The sequence below is a fragment of the Taklimakanibacter lacteus genome (assembly GCA_003576695.1).
Taxonomy (GTDB): Bacteria; Pseudomonadota; Alphaproteobacteria; order Rhizobiales; family Aestuariivirgaceae; genus Taklimakanibacter; species Taklimakanibacter lacteus.
Genome location: QOZQ01000010.1, coordinates 128254 through 147559 on the forward strand (window position 1 = coordinate 128254; position 19306 = coordinate 147559).

Consider the following 19306-nt stretch of genomic DNA (forward strand, 5'->3'; position numbering starts at 1 on the left):
AGAAGGAAAGGGGAAACACCATGAAGCGTAAGTCTGATCTTTCCAAACCGAACGTGATCGCAGGCTCGCGCCGCAACTTCCTGATCAGGGGCAGTGCGGCGACGGCAGCGACCTTGACCGGCCTCCCGGCGATGCTCTTCGCCATGAATAAGGAAGCGCGCGCCGAAGGCGACCCCATCCCGGTCGGCCAATGCGGCCCGACCACCGATTTCGCCGCTCCCGACGGCATCGAGTTCAAGAACGGCCTGACGCTGGCCTGCGAGGAGATCAATGCGCTGGGCGGCATATTGGGCCGGCCGCTCGAACCCTCCTTCGAGGACACGGCGCAAATGGGCGATGCCACCAATGTGCAGGCGGCGCAGCGCCTCATCGATCGCTATGGCGTCCACGCCATCATCAATGGCTACAATATCGGCTCGGGCGCCGCGATCCAGGAAGTCGTCGCCGACAATGGCATCATCTATGTCCATTACGACACCACCATCGGCCACAACAATCTCGTGAAGTCGAATCCCGAGCGTTACTGGGGTTCCTTCATGGGCGATCCGGCCGAGACCTTCTACGGCTCGGGCTTCCTCAAATTCCTGCAGGGCCTCGAGACCAATGGCGAGTGGAAGCGCGCCAACAACAAGATGGCGGTGATCCTCTCGGCCGGCGTCTATGCCTCCAACATCGCCAATGCGGTGAAGGAGCAGGCGGCGCAGTTCGGCTGGGAGATCAGCCTGTTCGAGACGGTGAGCGTGCCGGCCTCCGAATGGGGCCCAACGCTCGCCAAGATCCGCCAGGATCCGCCGGCGGTGATCTGCATCACCCACTTCCTGCCCGCCGACCTCGCCCAGTTCTGCCTGCAATTCGGACCCAACCCGACGCAGAGCCTGGTCTATATGCAATATGGCCCATCGATCCCGGCCTTTCGCGACATCGGCAAGGAGACCACCAACGGCATCCTCTATGCGACGCTGGTCGGCGCCTTGCAGGATGAGATCGGCACGGCCTTCGAGAAGCGCTACAAGGAGAAGTTCGGCGCCAATGCCGGGCATAATTCCGGGGCCCAGCCCTATGACGGCGCCTATGTGTGGGCGACTTCGGCCGCACTTGCCGGCGGCAGCGGCGAGCCCGGCAATAACGACCAGAACAAGAAGGTGGCGGCGCGCATGAGCTCGATGATCTGGCGCGGTGTCACCGGAACGACGCGGTTCGTACCGATCGAGAATGCGGCCTATTCCTACCCGACCCAGGTCAATGACTCATCGCTCGGCATGCCGCATCAGTTCCTGCAGATCCAGGACTATACCAAGGGACCGGCGCTCATCGCGCCCGCACCCTATGGTACGGCGAAATTCGTGATGCCGCCCTGGATCAAGGCGTAACGCACTGATGACCGCCGCCGTGCCGCCGCTTCTGTCCTGCCGCAATGTCGGCAAGTCGTTCGGTGCGCTGGCGGCGGTCAACAACCTCTCCTTCGATCTGACGGCGGGCGAGGTGCTCGGCATCGGCGGACCGAACGGCGCCGGCAAGACGACCTTGTTCGAGGTCATCTCCGGCCTCAATCCGGCGACCAGCGGCAGCATCCTGCTGTCCGGCCGCGACATCACGCGGCTGGCGCCGGAAGAGATCTGTCATGCCGGCGTGGCGCGCACCTTCCAGCTCAATGCCGGCTTCGACAGCCTCACCGCCCGCGAGAATGTCCTGGTCGGCGCTTATTTCGGCCGCGCCAATCGCCGCATGCCGAGTTTCCGCGTCGGCCGTGAGGCCAACGCGGCCGCAGATGAAGCCATGGCGCTGGTCGGCATCACGGCGAGCGCTCATCGCATCACCGGCAAGCTCCCGGTGCTCGAGCGCAAGCTCCTGATGATGGCATCGGCGCTTGCGACCAAGCCGAGGCTCCTGTTGATGGACGAGCCGGTTGGTGGCCTCACCGCCAAGGAGATCGACCGGGTGATGCAGGCGGTGCGCGCCATCAAGGCGGCCGGCATCACCATCATCCTCATCGAGCATGTGATGCGCTTCCTGGTGCAGCTCTCCGACCGGGTGATGATCATGCATCATGGCGAGAAGATATTCGAAGGCCTGCCCGGCAACCTGGTCAACGACAAGACGGTGGTCGATGTCTATCTGGGGCAGGGCGCTTCCGAGCGCTTGCGCCACTTCATGCGCGAAGGGGCCACTGCCCATGGCTGAGCCGGCGCTCGCGCTCAAAGCTGTCAGATCGGGCTATGCCGACCGCATCGTCCTCCAATCCGTCGATCTCACGGTCGGCAAGGGGGAACTGACCGCGATCATCGGCCCCAATGGCCATGGCAAGTCGACGCTGCTCAAGACCATCTCCGGACTCCTGCGTGTGCGCGAGGGCGAGATCGCCCTTGCGGGTGAGCGCATAGACGGTCTCAGGCCCGATGAGATCGTCGAGCGGGGCGTCATCCATGTGCCGCAGGGCGATCTCCTGTTTCCGGCGATGAGCATAAACGAGAACCTGATGATGGGCGCCTATCGGACGCGCGAGGCGGCCGCGATCGCCGAACGGCTCGAAAAGGTCTTTGCCCTTCTGCCCAAGCTCAAGGACCGGCGCAACCAGCTTGCCGGCACGCTGTCGGGCGGCGAGCGGCGCATGTGCGGCATCGGCCGCGGGCTGATGGCGGGCGGTGATCTCCTGATGCTGGACGAGCCGTCGCTCGGCCTCGCCCCCATCGTCATCGATCAGATCTATGAGGTGATCCTCGACCTGCGCCGCGCCGGCTCGACCATCCTCGTGGTGGAGGAGAATGCCGAGCGGATCATGGACGCGGCCGACCGCATCCATCTCCTCGACAATGGCCGTTTCGCATGGGCCGGCAAGGGGCCTGAGCTGATGGCGAGTCCTCAGATCATCGAAGCCTATCTGGGAGCCTGACCGGTGGACGTCCTCATCCAGATCATCGCCTCCGGCCTCACTCTCGGCGCCATGTATGCGGTGGCGACCATCGGGCTCTCGCTGGTCTATGGCTCGCTCAACATGCTGAACATGGCGCATGGCGCGCTCCTGACGCTCGGTGGCTATATCTGCTACGCAACCATCACCCATCTGGGCTTCCATCCGGCACTGGCGCTCATCGCCGCGGCACTCGTTTGCGCGGCGGCCGGTCTCGTCATCTATGCCTTCGCCACGCTGCCGCTGCTGCGGGCCGAGAATTTCGAGACCAATATCTTCATCGCCACCATCGGCATAGGCTCCATCATCGAAAACCTGATGCTGAAGAGCTTCGGTCCCTATCCGATCCCCCAGCCGCTCGGCATTTCGGGGCAGGTGGTGATCGGCAATGTCCACATCCCGGTGCAGAACATCCTGATCCTGGTGACGGCGCTCACCCTGATGGCTGCGGTGGCCTTTCTCCTGCAGAAGACCCGCACCGGCCGCGCCATCCGCGCCACCTCGATGAACCGGGAGGCGGCCCAGCTGATGGGTGTGCGCGTCGGCCAGGTCTATGCGCAGGTGCTGGCGCTGTCGGGCGCGCTGGCCGCAGTGTCCGGCATCATGATCTCCTCGATCGCGACGCTGACCCCAGTGATGGGCGGCGATCCGATGCTGAAGGCCTTCATCGTCTGCGTCGTCGCGGGCCTCGGCAATGTCTATGGCGCCGTCATCGCGGCGATCGTGCTGGGCCTGCTCGAGGCCGCGACGCAATATGTCTTCGGCGTGCGCTGGAGCTTCGCCACCTTGCTTCTCCTTGTCATCCTGGTGCTGATCTGGCGCCCCTATGGCCTGTTCGGCCGTGGCCAGGTGGTGCGCCTGTGACCGGAATCCGCCGCGACATCCTCATCGGTCTCGCCTGCCTGCTGGTGGCGGTGCTCGTGCCCATCCTGCTCGGTGGCCGCTACATCGTCACCCAGGCGACGGTGTTCTTCATCTGGGCGATCGTCGTCGTGCAATGGAACCTTGTGCTGGGCATCGGCGGCATCTTCTCGCTCGCCCAGATGGCGCTCTTCGCGACGGGCGCCTATGCGACGGCGATGCTGGGCTTCTATCTCAAGGTGCCGATGCTGATCGCCATTCCGCTCGGCGGCCTCGTCACCGTGGCAGCGAGCATGATCATCGGGCTGGCGTGCCTCAGACTGCGCGGCCCCTATGTGGCGCTGCTGACGCTCGCCATCGCACAGGTGATGTTCGTGCTGATCGTCAACGACACCGCCTGCTTCACCAACAGCTCGGGCTGCATGCCGCTCTTCGGCGGCGTGCGCGGCATCGGCCAGTTCGGCGATCTCGGCCTGCGCGCGCTGTTCCCGACCAAATGGTATGTGGCGCATTACTACGTCGCGTTGTCACTGCTCGCGATTGCGGTCGTTTTTTCGATCACCGTCATCCGCGGGCCCCTGGGGCTTGCCTTCAAGGCGCTGCGCGACAGCCCGGGCTATGCGCTGTCGCGCGGCATCAGCCGCTTCAAATACCAGCTGTGGATCTTCGCCGTGTCGGCCTTCTTCACCGGCATCGCCGGCGGCTTCTATGCCGTGCATTTCCGCGTGATCGGCCCGACGGTGTTTTCTTTCCCGCTGCTGCTGTTCCTCATCGCCATGATCGTGGTCGGCGGCATGGGCTCGATCTGGGGACCGATCATCGGCGCTGCTCTGCTGATGCTGGCGGATGAAGGGATGAAGGAGTTCTCCGACTACCGCAATATCGGGCTCGGGCTTCTGGTGACGCTCTTCGTCATTCTGTGGCCACGCGGTCTTGCCGGATGGTTCGAGCGGCTGTCGTTGTTGCGGATAAGCGACAGTCAAAAGAATACCTAGGGTAATTTGGGGGCGCTGTGCTGTGGCGAGTCTTTGAGCAATAAGCCATCGTATTGGGCAATCCGCCATCGTGGATTGCAAGGCGACCAAACGGAAGCTCCATTTCCGATTAGTTGTGTAAATGCGGCCGTAACTTAATTTCATTGCCACATATGTGGCGGGACGGGGGCGTTTCTACGGCATCGCTATGGCGAGCGGGGACTTTGCGCATTCACTGGCGCGAAGCAGCTCTCTTATGCGGTCTACCCAGAACATGCCTTGCCTGCACAGGCACAGGAGGCATGGGGCGATGCGGGGGACGGCCGGTGTCGCGGAAGAAGAGCCAAGCAGGCGAGAACGCAGTCGGCAGAGAGTCGAGCCGCATATTCTCGATGTCATTCCCTCAAGCGCGGGTCCCAGGCTGGCGACAGCCGGGGGTGGGGTGATCTATTCGCTCCGCCAGCCCGGATCGCAGTCATTATTGGCTGAAAACCATTTCGTAGCCGTGATGCTCGCCCCGGCGCCGGGAAACCGGGCAGCACTGGCAAGCGACAGGTTGACGCGATACGATGCGCCGATCGGGGCGCTTGTCGTCCAACCAGCGACGGTTGAAGGCCGCGCTATCTGGTCATGCACCAGAGAATCCGTGATCATAGCCATGAAGCCCGAGAGCCTTGCCGATGTGGCGGCGAGCGCGCTCGATGCCGGCCATGTGGCTCTCAGGCCGCCGGCCTTCGGAACCGTCGACCCGATAGCGCTGCGCATCGCGGAAATGATGAAGATCGAGCTGACGCAGGGCGGAACGGCAAGCGAGCTCTTCATGGACACGCTGATCACACTGTTCAGCATTCATTTGCTACGGACCTATTCGGGCGTGAGCGCGCAGCCGGCAAAGGCGAGGGGAGGCCTTTCGGTATCGAGTGCGCGCCGGGTGCACGAATTCCTGAATGAAAACTTCTCGCAAAAGCTGTCTGTAGCCGAGCTTGCCGGAATCTGCGGCCTCTCGCCCTATCATTTCATCGGCGCGTTCACCAAGACCTTCGGACAATCGCCTTACCAGTATCTCCTCGCCCTGCGACTGGCGTTTGCCGAGAAGCTGCTGGTCGAGGGAGGCCTGCCGATTGCGGAGATCGCTTATCTGAGCGGGTTTTCGAGCCAGAGCCATCTGACCGCGACCATGAAGAAGCACCGCAACAGGACCCCGGCCGAGATCCGACCCGGTGCATAAAAATTGCGTGGAATTTTAACGACTGGCGGCTGACAGGTTCCGATGTCATCTGCTCGGTTAGATGTGGCGTAAGTACAACATCCGCCCGGTAAAGTGACATGTTCCGCAATTTGCTGACAGGAAGCGAAGGTTCTTGAAATACTGCATGCCGTGATTCTGATCTCCTGACCGCGGCGGGGCCGTCCGATGTTCGAATCTGTTTCACGCCGATTCGAAGTGATTCGACCATCGGCGGCAATAAAGTCGGGGGCACTTCATGCAGGGTTTCGTTCAGTCGTCAGCGGCAGCACGCCTGTTCTTGTCGAGGGACCTGCTGCTCGCGGGGCGCGACATTGGGCGCAGCGTGCTAGCCGCTCTGGTGATGATCAGCGCAGTCTTCTTCTCGAGCGCTACCGCTCATGCTCAGGCCGGCGGCGCATGCAATCTCGCCGTCAACGGTTCATTCGAATCTCCGAACATTCAAACAGAGCCACAACGGCCGGGTGAGAATACGTCCATTATTAATGGCTATGCGATCTGGCGGACGACGACATATCCCCTCGACGGCTGGCAGACCGTCAGCGGCACGGTGGACCTGCTCCGTTACCACAGCAATGCCAGCGACGGGATGCAAAGCATCGATCTGTGGGGCACCGCGCCGGCAACACTCCGGCAGACCTTCACCGGCCTGCTTCCCGGACAGCAATATACTTTTTCGATCGACTATGCCGGACAGTCGGCTTCGCAATCGATCGCTTCGGTTCGGTTGGGGAATGGAAACGGGGTAGCACCCGTCACCATCGCGACACTTCAGCCTGTTGCCAATTCCATCCTCAACGGGGGCAGTGGTCTTCCTACAACGCCGTATTATACGCAAACCTGGGCCACCTATCAGCATACTTTCGTGGCGGCGGGTACCGCGGCAACGATTCAGTTCGTTAACAATGCCGCCCCCGGTCCCGGAAACACGGGTCTCTTCATAGACAATTTCACCTTCGCCAGCGCCGAGCCGTGCACAGATCTTTCGATCACCAAGGACGATGGCGCAACGACGTTCACACGCGGCTCCAATGTCACCTACACCATCGTCGTCAGCAATAATGGCTCCGTCGATGCGCCGAGCGTCCAGGTCAGCGATCCGTTGCCGACAGGCATCACGACGGCGACCTGGACCTGCGGCAGCGCCACGGGCGGTGCCGCTTGCGGCGTAGCGAGCGGCACGGGTGCAATCAATACGACGGCCGATATGCCGGCGGGTTCTTCGGTCACCTATACCCTCACGCTGACGGTGCCGCCGAGCTATTCCGGCGTCATCCTGACCAACACGGCCACCGTCACCGCGCCGGACGGCATCACCGATCCCGACACGAGCAACAACACGGCGACCGATTCAAACGCGGTGTCGCCAGCGCAGCCGGGCTTTGGCTCGTGCGATGCCAGCTTGTATCTGGCGCAGAACGTTCCGACAGGGCTTTTCGAGTTCAATACCTCCTCGAACCCATTCATCGTCAATCCGGTCGGGCCGGCCTCGTCGGTTCAGTACAACGCAATCGCGATGCACCCCACCAATGGCTACATCTATGGGCTGCAAGGGCCGGCCGGCACACTCGTGCGCATCGGCAGCGACGGCAGCGTAGTGAATCTTGGCGCGATCTCAGGTCTCTCGACCAACAGCGTCTCCGGTGAGATCGGCCCAGACGGCACGTACTATGTGGCGGCAGGCGGCTTGCTCTATCGCATCAATCTGGAAACAAAGTCGGCCACTTCAGTCGTGCTGAGCCAGAACATCGGCACCCTGGATATGGCCTGGCACAATGGGCTGCTCTACACGGCGGTCGACAGCAGCAATCTCTACGCGATCAATCCGGCGAACGGAAGCGTCACCACGATCGGTCTCACAGGGACCACCGGCCCCTTCGGCGGCATGTTCGGCGCCACCAATGGCGTCTTCGGCAGCAACAATAATGGCGGTTTCTATCGGTTCGACCTGACGACAGGTGCGGCCACGCTGATCTCGGCTCTGCAGGGGTCCGGCAGCAACGACGGCGCGAAGTGTGTCACGACGCCGATGAATTTCCCGGCCGATCTGGCGATCACCAAAAACAACGGCACTGACATCTACGCCACGGGCGTGGACACCACCTATACGATTGTTGTCACCAATGACGGCCCCTTCGGCGCGCAGGGCGCGTTGGTCAGCGATCCGCTGCCCACGGGCATCACGGAAGCGACCTGGACTTGCGGCGCTCCGACGAACGGGGGTGTTTGCAGTGTGCCGAGCGGCACCGGTCCGATCGAGAATGTGCCGGTGAACCTGCCTGTCGGCGCCTCCGTTACCTTTGAGCTGACCATCAGCATACCAGATACCCAAAGCGGTTCCTTGAGCAACACGGCAACGGTCACGCCACCCGGGGGCACCACTGATCCTGACCTCGCCAACAATGAGGCCAACGACACCGACCTGCACGAGCCGGCGCTGGAACTCCAGAAGACCGGCATGCTCAACGACCTGAACGGCAACGATCTTATCGATCCGGGCGAAACGATCACTTACTCGTTCCTTGTCCGCAATACCGGTAGCGTCACCCTCACCAATGTCACGGTAAGCGACCCGCTGGTGACGGTCGATCAAGGACCGCAGACGCTGGCACCCAATGCTACTTTCACCTTCACGGCGACCTACGCTCCCACACAGGCTGATATCGATGCGGGGGCGGTGACCAACACCGCCACTACTTCCGGCACCACGCCAAGTGGCGAGACCGCCGAAAGCCCGCCCGACAGCGTCACGGTTCCACCCGCGCAGACGCCGGGCATGACGGTCGACAAGACCGGCACGCTCAACGATCTGGATGGCGACGGGCTTCTCGATCTCGGCGAGACGATCAGCTATTCCTTCCTCGTCCGCAACACAGGTGCGGTCACGCTGACCAATGTCACGGTGAACGACCCGCTGGTGACGGTCAATCAGGGCCCGCAGACCCTGGCGCCCAACGCCACCTTCACCTTCACGGCGACCTACACGCCGACACAGGCCGATATCGATGCCGGCTCGGTGACCAACACCGCCACTACTTCGGGCACCACGCCAAGTGGCGAGACCACCGAAAGCCCACCGGACAGCGTCACGGTTCCACCCGAACAGACACCGGGCATGACGGTCGACAAGACCGGCACACTCAATGACCTGGATGGTGACGGGCTTCTCGATCTCGGCGAGACGATCAGCTACTCATTCCTCGTCCGCAACACGGGCGCGGTCACGCTGACCAATGTCACGGTGAACGACCCGCTGGTGACGGTCAATCAGGGCCCGCAGACCCTGGCGCCCAACGCCACCTTCACCTTCACGGCGACCTATACGCCCACCCAGGCCGATATCGATGCCGGCTCGGTGACCAACACCGCGACAGCCACCGGCACCACGCCGGACGGCGAGACGACCGAAAGTCCGCCCGACAGCGTGACGGTGCCGCCGGAACAGACACCGGGAATGACGGTCGACAAGACTGGCACGCTCAATGATCTGGATGGCGACGGCTTGCTCGATCTCGGCGAGACGATCAGCTACTCCTTCCTCGTCCGCAACACCGGAAACGTGACGCTGACCAATGTCACGGTGAACGACCCGCTGGTGACGATCGATCAGGGTCCGCAGACCCTGGCGCCCAACGCCACCTTCACCTTCACCGCGACCTACACCCCGACGCAGGCCGATATCGATGCCGGCACGGTGACCAACACGGCGACCGCCACCGGCACAACGCCGGGCGGTGAGACGACCGAAAGTCCGCCCGACAGCGTCACGGTTCCACCCGAACAGACGCCCGGCATGACGGTCGACAAGACCGGCACACTCAATGACCTGGACGGCGACGGCTTGCTCGATCTCGGCGAGACCATCAGCTACTCCTTTCTCGTCCGCAACACCGGCGCGGTCACCCTCACCAATGTCACGGTCTCCGATCCGCTGGTGACGGTCGACCAGGGTCCGCAGACCCTGGCGCCCAACGCCACCTTCACCTTCACCGCGACCTACACACCGACGCAAGCCGACATCGATGCCGGCTCGGTGACCAACACCGCGACCGCCACCGGCACCACGCCGGGTGGGGAGACAACCGAAAGTCCGCCCGACAGCGTGACAGTGCCGCCCGAGCAGACGCCGGGCATGACCATCGACAAGACCGGCACGCTCAACGATCTCGATGGCGACGGGCTGCTCGATCTCGGCGAGACCATCAGCTACTCCTTCCTGGTCGGCAATACCGGCGCGGTGACCCTCACCAATGTCACGGTCAGCGATCCGCTGGTCTCGGTGAATGAGGGGCCGCAGACCCTGGCGCCCGGCGCCACCTTCACCTTCACCGCGACCTACACCCCGACCCAGGCCGATATCGACAACGGCTCGGTGACCAACACGGCCACTGCCTCTGGCACCACGCCGAGCGGCGAGACGACGGAGAGCCCGCCCGACAGCGTCACGGTGCCGCCGCAGCAGACGCCGGGCATGACAGTCGACAAGACCGGCACGCTCAATGATCTCGACGGCGATGGCTTGCTCGATCTTGGCGAGACGATCAGCTATTCCTTCCTCGTCCGCAACACCGGCAATGTGACCCTCAGCAATGTCACGGTGAGCGACCCGCTGGTGACGGTCAATCAGGGGGCGCAGACGCTGGCGCCCAACGCGACCTTCACCTTCACCGCGACCTATACGCCGACCCAGGCCGATATCGACGCCGGCTCGGTGACCAACACCGCGACCGCCACCGGCACCACGCCGGGCGGTGAGACCACGGAGAGTCCGCCCGACAGCGTGACGGTGCCGCCGGAGCAGACACCGGGCATGACAGTCGACAAGACCGGCACGCTCAACGACCTCGATGGCGACGGGCTTCTCGATCTCGGCGAGACGATCAGCTATTCCTTCCTCGTCCGCAACACCGGCAGCGTCACCCTCACCAATGTGACGGTGAGCGACCCGCTGGTGACGGTCAATCAGGGTCCGCAGACCCTGGCGCCCAACGCGACCTTCACCTTCACCGCGACCTATACGCCGACCCAGGCCGATATCGATGCCGGCTCGGTGACCAACACCGCAACCGCCACCGGCACCACGCCGGACGGCGAGACGACGGAGAGTCCGCCTGACAGCGTGACAGTGCCGCCGGAGCAGACACCGGGCATGACGGTGGACAAGACCGGCACGCTCAACGACCTCGATGGCGACGGGCTTCTCGATCTTGGCGAGACCATCAGCTACTCCTTCCTCGTCCGCAACACGGGCACGGTCACGCTGACCAATGTCGCGGTCAATGACCCGCTGGTGACGATCGACCAGGGGGCGCAGACTCTGGCGCCCAACGCCACCTTCACTTTCACCGCGACCTATACGCCGACCCAGGCCGATATCGATGCCGGCTCGGTGACCAATACCGCAACCGCCACCGGCACCACGCCGGACGGCGAGACGACGGAGAGTCCGCCTGACAGCGTGACGGTGCCACCGGAGCAGACACCGGGCATGACGGTGGACAAGACCGGCACACTCAACGACCTCGATGGCGACGGGCTTCTCGATCTTGGCGAGACGATCAGCTACTCCTTCCTCGTCCGCAACACGGGCACGGTCACGCTGACCAATGTCACGGTCAATGACCCGCTGGTGACGATCGACCAGGGGCCGCAGACTTTGGCGCCCAATGCCACCTTCACCTTCACCGCGACCTACACCCCGACCCAGGCCGATATTGATGCCGGCTCGGTGACCAATACCGCGACCGCCGGCGGCACCACGCCGGGCGGTGAAACCACTGAGAGCCCACCTGACAGCGTGACGGTGCCACCGGAGCAGACGCCGGGTATGACGGTCGAGAAGACCGGCATTCTCAATGATCTTGACGGCGACGGCTTGCTCGATCTCGGCGAAACGATCAGCTATTCCTTCCTGGTCCGCAACACCGGCAGCGTGACCCTCACCAATGTCACGGTGAACGACCCGCTGGTGACAGTGAATGAAGGGCCGCAGACCCTGGCGCCCGGTGGCAACTTTACGTTCCACGCGAGCTACACGCCGACACAGGCCGATATCGATGCCGGCTCGGTGACCAATACGGCGACTGCCAGTGGCACCACGCCGGGCGGTGAAACCACCGAAAGTCCGCCTGACAGCGTGACGGTGCCGCCACAGCAGACGCCCGGCATGACCATCGACAAAACCGGCGCGCTCAATGACCTGGACGGCGATGGCGTGGCCGATCTCGGTGAGACCATCGGCTACTCGTTCCTGGTCACCAATACCGGCACAGTGACCCTCACCAATGTGATGATCAACGATCCGCTGGTAGCGGTCGATCAGGGTCCGCAGACCCTGGCGCCCGGCGCCACCTTCACCTTCACCGCGACCTATGCCCCGACCCAGGCCGACATCGATGCGGGTGGGGTGACCAACACCGCGACCGCCACCGGCACCATACCGGGCGGCGGCGCCATCGAAAGCCCGCCCGACAGCGTGACCATAACCATACCGCCGCCCGCCAGCCTGACGATCCAGAAGACTGGCGCGTTCAACGACGTCGATGGCAATGGCTATGCCAGTGTCGGCGACACGATCACCTATTCCTTTGCCGTGACGAATACCGGCGGGCAGACGGCCACCGGGGTCTCGCCGCAAGATGCCGGCCCGACCTTCAACGGGCAGCCCGCCAGCAACAGCCTTTCCGCCTTCGAGCCGACGGAAGTGACGCTGGCGCCCGGCGCCTCCCAGACCTTCACGGCAACCTATGTGCTGTCACAGCAGGACATCGACAACGCCGCCGGGGTCACGGACGGCATCAGGAATTCGGCGACGGCGCGCGGCACGTCTAACGGCTCAACCGTGCCGTCGAACACGTCTACATCCGACGAATCGATGCCCGCCGTGGCCGCATCGGACATCACCATCGTCAAGCAGGCCGGGTTGCGGCAGATCCGCCGCGGCGAGAAGGCACCCTTCATCATCAGGGTGACGAATAATTCGAGCAGCAATGTCGCCGGCATAACGGTGACGGATGTCATGCCGTCGGGCTTCCGCTATGTCGACGGCTCGGCGACCGTGGACGGCATTGCCGCCACCCCGGTGGTCAACGGCCTGCGGGTACGTTTCGATAACATCTCGATAGGTCCGAACGCCGAAGTGGTGATCCGCCTCCAGATGCTCGCTTTGAGCTCGGCCGGCCCGGGTGAGCATACCAACCGGGCGATTGCCACCGGTCCGGACGGCCGCGTGCTGGCGGAAGCCAAGGCCTCGGTCGAGATCGTGATCGAGGCGGTATTCGATTGCGGCGACATCATCGGAAAGGTGTTCGATGACCTCAACCGCAATGGCTACCAGGACGACGGCGAACCCGGCCTGCCGGGGGTACGGGTCGCCACCGCCAAGGGCTGGCTGATCACCACCGACAAATTCGGCCGCTTCCACGTGCCTTGCGCTGCCCTTCCGGACCAGCGCATCGGCTCGAACTTCATCATGAAGCTCGACACGCGCACGCTGCCCCTGGGCTATCGCCTGACGACGGAGAACCCGCGCGTGATCCGCCTGACGGCGGGCAAGATGAGCAAGCTCAATTTCGGCGCATCGATCGGCCGCGTGGTCCGCGTCGACCTGAGGGGTGAAGCCTTCGAGGCCGGCAGTGCCGAGCTCAGGCCGCGCTGGGCCCGAAGAATCGACAAGCTGATCGAAGTGCTGAGCGCGGAACAATCCGTGCTGCGCCTCAGCTACATCGATGCGCGGTCCAATGAAGCCATCGCCAGAAAACGCCTGGATCACTTCAGCGAGCTGATCCGCGAGCGGTGGCGAGAAAGGGGAGGACGGTATCGGCTGGAAATCGAGACACGGGTGGAGGTGGGCCAATGAGAACGATCGTCGGCAACCCCGTGACCAATGGATCCTGGGCCATGAACACCTCGCGACGTCAGAAGCTTTTCCTGGGCACGGCGCTGTCCTTCCTCATGCTGGTGAGCGGCGAAACCTTCGCGCAGAGTCCCGGCGACTGCGGGGACGATGACTGCATGCCGCAGGTCCGCGGCAAGGTGCTCGACGACAGTTCGTCAGGCCATATCCCCATCGGCAAGAACACCGAGCGCGAGACCCCGGCCGATGAGGGCGATATCCCGTTCTCGATCAGCGTCGATGGGAAAGCCATCGATGGAAGCGCTTCGAAGGCGGAGGCCAAGCCGGTCGACAGGCAGAGAAGGATAGACACGGCACTGAGCTCGGTCGACATCCAGATCAAGTATGACGGCCTGGAGAAGGGAACGCTGCTCAACATATCGACCGTGCCGGTCAGACGGGTCTACAAGGCGGGCGAGCCGGTCCATTTCCTCGCCACCGCCAACTATCCGGCCTTTATCGAGCGCTCGGAGATCCGCATCTACGAGCGGAAGAAGGAACGGAGCGAAGGGCCGTTCGAGATCATTCCCGTCACCATCAATGGCGAGGCCGAATGGACCATGCCCTCGGACGAGGACGAGGTGAGGGAGTTCTACTATGTCCTGCGCGTATATGATGCCGAGGGCCGCTATGACGAGACCGCGGCCCTGACAATCGCGCGCACCGAGAAGGATCTGCCTCCCGCGGCGGACAAGGCTTCCTTCGCGCCGGGGATGAGCGAGGACCGCACGGCGCTGCGCAACATTCCGGTGAATGGCGGCGCCGTCACGATCTATGGGCGCAACGTGCCGGAAGGCTATTCGGTCGAAGGCTTCGGCGAAGCGATACCGCTCGATCGCAACCAGGCCTTCGTCGTGCAGCGCATCCTCCCGCCCGGCGATCATGTGGTTGGTATCGCCGTCAATGGGCCGTCAAGGAAGAGCGGGTTGCGCTTCAACCGGGACATCAACATCCCTGATAATGACTGGTTCTATGTCGCTTTGGCCGATCTGACCGTCGGCATGCGCACCGGCGATTCCAGGATCGAGACCGTTCGCCCCGGCGAATATGACAAGGTCTATGCCAAAGGCCGCACCGCCTTCTATCTGAAAGGCAAGATCAAGGGCGAATATCTGCTCACCGCTTCGGCCGACACGACCGAGGACGATCTCGACAAGCTGTTCAGCAATCTCGACGGCAAGGATGCGAAGCAATTGCTGCGCCGCCTCGATCCGGACGACTACTACCCGGTCTATGGCGATGATTCGACCTTCACCGAGGACGCACCGACCAAGGGCAAGTTCTATGTGCGCCTCGAACGGGGCGACAGCCATGTGATGTGGGGCACCTACAAGACGCGGATCACCGGGCCTGAATTCATGCGCTCCGAGCGTGAGCTTTATGGCGCCAATGCCGTATACCGATCGCAGGAGGCGACGTCCTTCGGCGAACGCAAGACCGAGGTGACCCTCTACGCCTCGCAGCCGGACACGCTGCCGCAGCGCGAGGAGTTCCTGGCAACAGGCGGTTCCGCCTACTTCATGAAGCATCAGGATATCACGGCGGGCTCCGAGACGATCACCATCGAAATCCGCGATGAGGTGACGGGACGCGTCATGGAGCGCCGCACCCTGAGCTATGGTGATGATTACAGTTTTGATTATTTGCAGGGCGTTCTGATCCTGAAGCGCTCGCTCTCATCGACGCTGGGTACCGACGAGCCGGTGCGCAATGGAGCTTTGGGCGGCAACAGGGTCTACCTGATCGCCCAGTACGAGTTCACCCCCGTCCTGGAGGATGTGGACGGCTATAACTATGGCGGCCGGGCCCAGCAATGGCTGGGCGAGAAAGTCCGCGTCGGCGTGACCGGAATGAACGAGACCACGGGGGCCGACGACCAGCAGGCGCTTGGCGCCGATATCCAGCTGCGCCACTCGGAGAGGACCTTTGTTGAAGGCGAGTTCGCCCACTCCGAGGGGCCGGGCTTCGGCCTTTCGCGCTCGACCGACGGCGGACTGAGCTGGGGCGATACCACCGGCAGCAATCGCAACCGCAAGGGCGATGCCTGGCGAGTGCGCGGCCAAATGGCTCTCGAGGAGCTGAACGACAGCGGCCTGTCCGGCGTCGTGGGCGGCTACTATGAGGAGAAGCGGGCGGGTTTCTCAACGCTCGCGCAGGAAATCGACTATGACCGCACCATCTGGGGCGTGCATGGCGATGTCGATGTGAGCGAGAGTGTCCGCGTCGCGATCACCTATGATGACTTCGCAGACGACGAAGGGCAGGAGAAGCGGGACGGAAAGGCCAGCGTTACCTGGGAACTGGATGACGAGTGGAAGGTCTCCTTCGGTCTCGGCTATACGGAGATCATGTCGCCGCTGGCGATTGCATCGGGCAAATCCGGATATGACGGCTCGCGCGTCGATGCAGGCGTCAGGGTAAGCTACCGGTGGGACGATGATCACAAGGTTTACGTGTTCGGTCAGGGCACTCTCGACCGTTCGGGCAACATCGACCGCAACGACCGCATCGGCATCGGCAGCGCCATCCGGCTGACGGAGAAGATCGGCCTCGAGAGCGAGCTTTCCTACGGCACGCATGGCATAGGCGCGCTGGCGGCGCTGACCTATGATCCGACCGCCGACGACCACTACTATCTCGGCTATAAGCTCGACCCGGACCGCGGCTATGACCTGGACCGGGTCTACGATCTCTTCGGCACCGACCTGGGTGCCATCGTGGCGGGCGTCAGAAGCAAGATCAGGGAGGATATCTCGGCCTATTCCGAGAGTACTTACGACATGTTCGGCGACCGGCATTCGCTCGCCCAGACCTATGGCGTGGTCTATACGCCGGCTGCGGCATGGACCATAGATGGCGGGCTCGAGGTCGGGCGGATCCGGGACGAGACCGTCGATGCAGGCACGGGCTTCCAGCGCGAGGATTTCGATCGCTACGCACCGTCTCTGCTGATCGCCTACAAGGACGAAGAGGCCGGAATCAGCGGCCGTGTGCGAGGCGAGGTGCGCATAGAGCGCTCCGATGACGATACGCGCGATCAGAACAGCTATCTCTTCGCGGCCGGCGTCGCCTGGAAGACGAGCGACAATTGGCGGCTGCTCACCAATGTGGACGCCGTCCTGTCGGACTCGACCTCATCGGCGACGACGTTCCAGGATACCAATTATGTCGAGGCATCGATCGGCTATGCTTACCGGCCAGTGGACAATGATCGCCTCAACGCGCTGTTCAAATATACCTGGCTCTACGATATGCCGGGCAACGATCAGCTCGACAGCGAGGACACCTTCGCGCCCGCTCAGCGCAGTCATATCCTCTCCGCCGACGTCATCTATGACTTGACGCCCTGGCTGTCGCTCGGCGCCAAATATGGCATGCGCTTCGGTGAGGTCCGCAACAGGACCGATGACGGGCAGGGCACCGATTTCGAGGATGACTGGGAAAGCTCGACGGCGCATCTCGGCATCATCCGTTCCGATCTTCATATCGTGAAGAACTGGGACGTGATGCTCGAAAACCGGGTGCTGCACATGCCCGAGGCCGATACGACCGACTACGGCCTTCTCGCCGCCTTGTACCGGCATGTCGGCGACAACTTCAAGGTCGGCGTCGGCTACAATTTCGGGGTGTTCTCGGACGATCTGAGAGACCTTACGCTCGACGACGAAGGCGTTTTCGTGAACATCATCGGCAGTCTCTGAGATGATTGTCTTGCATTCGCTTCGACACGCTTCCTCCTTCGAAAGCCGTGTCACTCAATTAGCCTGTCTCACCCGCGGGGTGCAGTCCAGTCCAGTCCACAGTCCACCAGGGTCGGATACAGGGAATTACAGGGAATTACAGGGAATTTTCGCAAAAAGAATCTCGCCTCAGCTATTTCAATGACTTAGCAAATCGAGCAGGGAATTTCGGTATCCTCGTCAAATCCTGCCTCAAAGCTGTCCAATCCGAGGGGTGCGCTCGAAAGTCCGGGTAAGCGCGCACCGCTCGCGATCCTCCTATTTCCCAATTCCACGGTCCTGACCGCAATTTCAAGCAGGATCGACGCATAGGGGAAAGAGGACGAACGATCCCGGCGCAGAGCCGGTCCCGGTCGAAATCTCCCGCTTTGCCCCAAGGCTCGGACGGCATACGATCGATATGCCGCGCGAGCCCGGCCTGTCGCTTGGGCGGATCGCGAAGCTTCCGCAACGGGGCATCGCCACCGCAGCCACTGTTTGACAAGACGAGATTGCGCCATAGATGACGAACCAATTGTCTTTCCCTCTGCCGACCGAAGCTGACCTTCGCGAGCTGACGGCTTTCCGCCATGAGCTGCACCGTAACCCTGAGCTCTCGGGTGAGGAGCGGGAGACTGCGCGCCGTGTCTGCAACATGCTGGGACCGACACGGCCCGACAAGGTCCTGACCGGACTTGGCGGTCATGGGGTCGCGGCAATCTATGACAGCGGTGCCCCCGGACCGTCGATCCTGTTCCGCTCGGAGCTCGATGCGCTGCCCATCCAGGAATTGGGCCGCATCGACCACCGTTCGACCGTTCCAGGCAAGGCGCATCTGTGCGGGCATGATGGCCACACCACGATCCTGCTCGGCCTGGGGCGCATCCTGGCGCGGGCGCGCCCGACCAGCGGGCGTGTCATCCTGATGTTCCAGCCTGCCGAGGAGGATGGCGCCGGCGCCGCGGCCGTGATTGCCGATCCGCGCTACCGCGAGATCAAGCCGGATTGGGCCTTCTCGCTGCACAACATGCCCGATGTGGATTTCGGCTCGGCCAAGCTCGGCGCCGGCGCCACCAACTGCGCCTCGCGCGGAATCTGGATCCGCCTGACGGGCAGCACCGCCCACGCCGCACACCCCGCCGACGGCCGCTCGCCCATGCAGGCGATCTCGGAGCTGATGCCGGCCCTGGCTGCCTGCGGCAGCGGCAAGCCCTTGGGACCGGGCTTCGCGATGGTCACCGTCACGCATGCCTCGATGGGGGCGGAGTCCTATGGCGTGGCGCCGGGCGAGGCGAAAATCCTCGCAACGTTGCGCACCTTCGCGGATGGGGAGATGGATGCGCTGGTCGCGCAGGTCGAAGTCCTGGTGCGCGGCGCAGCCGAGCGCCATGGGCTCGACTGTGAATGGGGCTATGATGACGTGTTCCTGGCCTGCACCAACGATGCCGACGCGACCGCCCTTCTGCAGAGCGGGGTCGAGCGGGCAGGCCTTCGGCATCAGATCCAGACTCTGCCGTCGCTTGGCTCTGAGGATTTCGGCCGGTTCGGGCTGAGCGGGGCGAGATCGGCGATGGTGTATCTCGGCGCCGGTCCCGATCGGCCAGGCGTGCATACGCCGGAATATGATTTCAGGGACGAGCTGATCCCGATCGGCATCCGCATTTTCTCGGAAACCCTGGCGGCCTGCCTGGAAAATCACTGAAG

9 protein-coding genes are annotated in these 19306 nt (G+C 63.1%); all 9 read left to right on the plus strand.

From position 1 onward, the window contains the following. Positions 1 to 20 precede the first annotated feature (20 nt). The 9 genes from DT068_RS20435 (at position 21) to DT068_RS20475 (ending at position 19304) form a co-directional block, all read left to right on the plus strand. Positions 21 to 1370, plus strand: coding sequence for an ABC transporter substrate-binding protein (locus DT068_RS20435; protein ID WP_368904862.1), 1350 nt, complete (start codon positions 21 to 23; stop codon positions 1368 to 1370). 7 nt (positions 1371 to 1377) lie between these two features. Further along, positions 1378 to 2181, plus strand: a complete 804-nt coding sequence (locus DT068_RS20440; RefSeq protein ID WP_119391740.1) for an ABC transporter ATP-binding protein — start codon at positions 1378 to 1380, stop codon at positions 2179 to 2181. Then, on the plus strand, positions 2174 to 2890 hold the full coding sequence (locus DT068_RS20445) for an ABC transporter ATP-binding protein (protein WP_119391741.1): 717 nt from the start codon (positions 2174 to 2176) through the stop codon (positions 2888 to 2890). The genes DT068_RS20440 and DT068_RS20445 overlap by 8 nt, the downstream gene beginning before the upstream one ends. Before the next feature lie 3 nt (positions 2891 to 2893). Further along, on the plus strand, positions 2894 to 3772 hold the full coding sequence (locus DT068_RS20450) for a branched-chain amino acid ABC transporter permease (RefSeq protein WP_119391742.1): 879 nt from the start codon (positions 2894 to 2896) through the stop codon (positions 3770 to 3772). Beyond that, the gene (locus DT068_RS20455; protein ID WP_119391743.1) at positions 3769 to 4764 is read left to right on the plus strand and encodes a branched-chain amino acid ABC transporter permease; all 996 of its coding nucleotides are present in this window, start codon (positions 3769 to 3771) and stop codon (positions 4762 to 4764) included. The genes DT068_RS20450 and DT068_RS20455 overlap by 4 nt, the downstream gene beginning before the upstream one ends. Before the next feature lie 289 nt (positions 4765 to 5053). Further along, a complete protein-coding gene (locus tag DT068_RS20460; RefSeq protein WP_119391744.1) occupies positions 5054 to 5971 on the plus strand; it encodes a helix-turn-helix transcriptional regulator in 918 nt (305 codons plus the stop codon). A gap of 256 nt (positions 5972 to 6227) precedes the next feature. After that, positions 6228 to 13847 carry a CLIPPER-2 domain-containing protein gene (locus DT068_RS20465; RefSeq protein ID WP_119391745.1) on the plus strand — a complete coding sequence of 2540 codons (7620 nt, stop codon included), beginning with the start codon at positions 6228 to 6230 and terminating at the stop codon, positions 13845 to 13847. Next, positions 13844 to 17584: a TonB-dependent receptor gene (locus DT068_RS20470; protein WP_119391746.1), complete on the plus strand. Its 3741-nt coding sequence runs from the start codon at positions 13844 to 13846 to the stop codon at positions 17582 to 17584. The genes DT068_RS20465 and DT068_RS20470 overlap by 4 nt, the downstream gene beginning before the upstream one ends. 541 nt (positions 17585 to 18125) lie before the next feature. Then, positions 18126 to 19304: an amidohydrolase gene (locus DT068_RS20475; RefSeq protein WP_119391747.1), complete on the plus strand. Its 1179-nt coding sequence runs from the start codon at positions 18126 to 18128 to the stop codon at positions 19302 to 19304. Positions 19305 to 19306: the final 2 nt, after the last annotated feature.

What these genes read in the sequence shown, in the direction of transcription:
- DT068_RS20460 (WP_119391744.1), top strand. Translation starts at nt 5,054, where the DNA reads ATGCGGGGGACGGCCGGTGTCGCGGAAGAAGAGCCAAGCAGGCGAGAA.
- DT068_RS20470 (WP_119391746.1), top strand. Translation starts at nt 13,844, where the DNA reads ATGAGAACGATCGTCGGCAACCCCGTGACCAATGGATCCTGGGCCATG.
- DT068_RS20445 (WP_119391741.1), top strand. Translation starts at nt 2,174, where the DNA reads ATGGCTGAGCCGGCGCTCGCGCTCAAAGCTGTCAGATCGGGCTATGCC.
- DT068_RS20475 (WP_119391747.1), top strand. Translation starts at nt 18,126, where the DNA reads ATGACGAACCAATTGTCTTTCCCTCTGCCGACCGAAGCTGACCTTCGC.
- DT068_RS20435 (WP_368904862.1), top strand. Translation starts at nt 21, where the DNA reads ATGAAGCGTAAGTCTGATCTTTCCAAACCGAACGTGATCGCAGGCTCG.
- DT068_RS20465 (WP_119391745.1), top strand. Translation starts at nt 6,228, where the DNA reads ATGCAGGGTTTCGTTCAGTCGTCAGCGGCAGCACGCCTGTTCTTGTCG.
- DT068_RS20440 (WP_119391740.1), top strand. Translation starts at nt 1,378, where the DNA reads ATGACCGCCGCCGTGCCGCCGCTTCTGTCCTGCCGCAATGTCGGCAAG.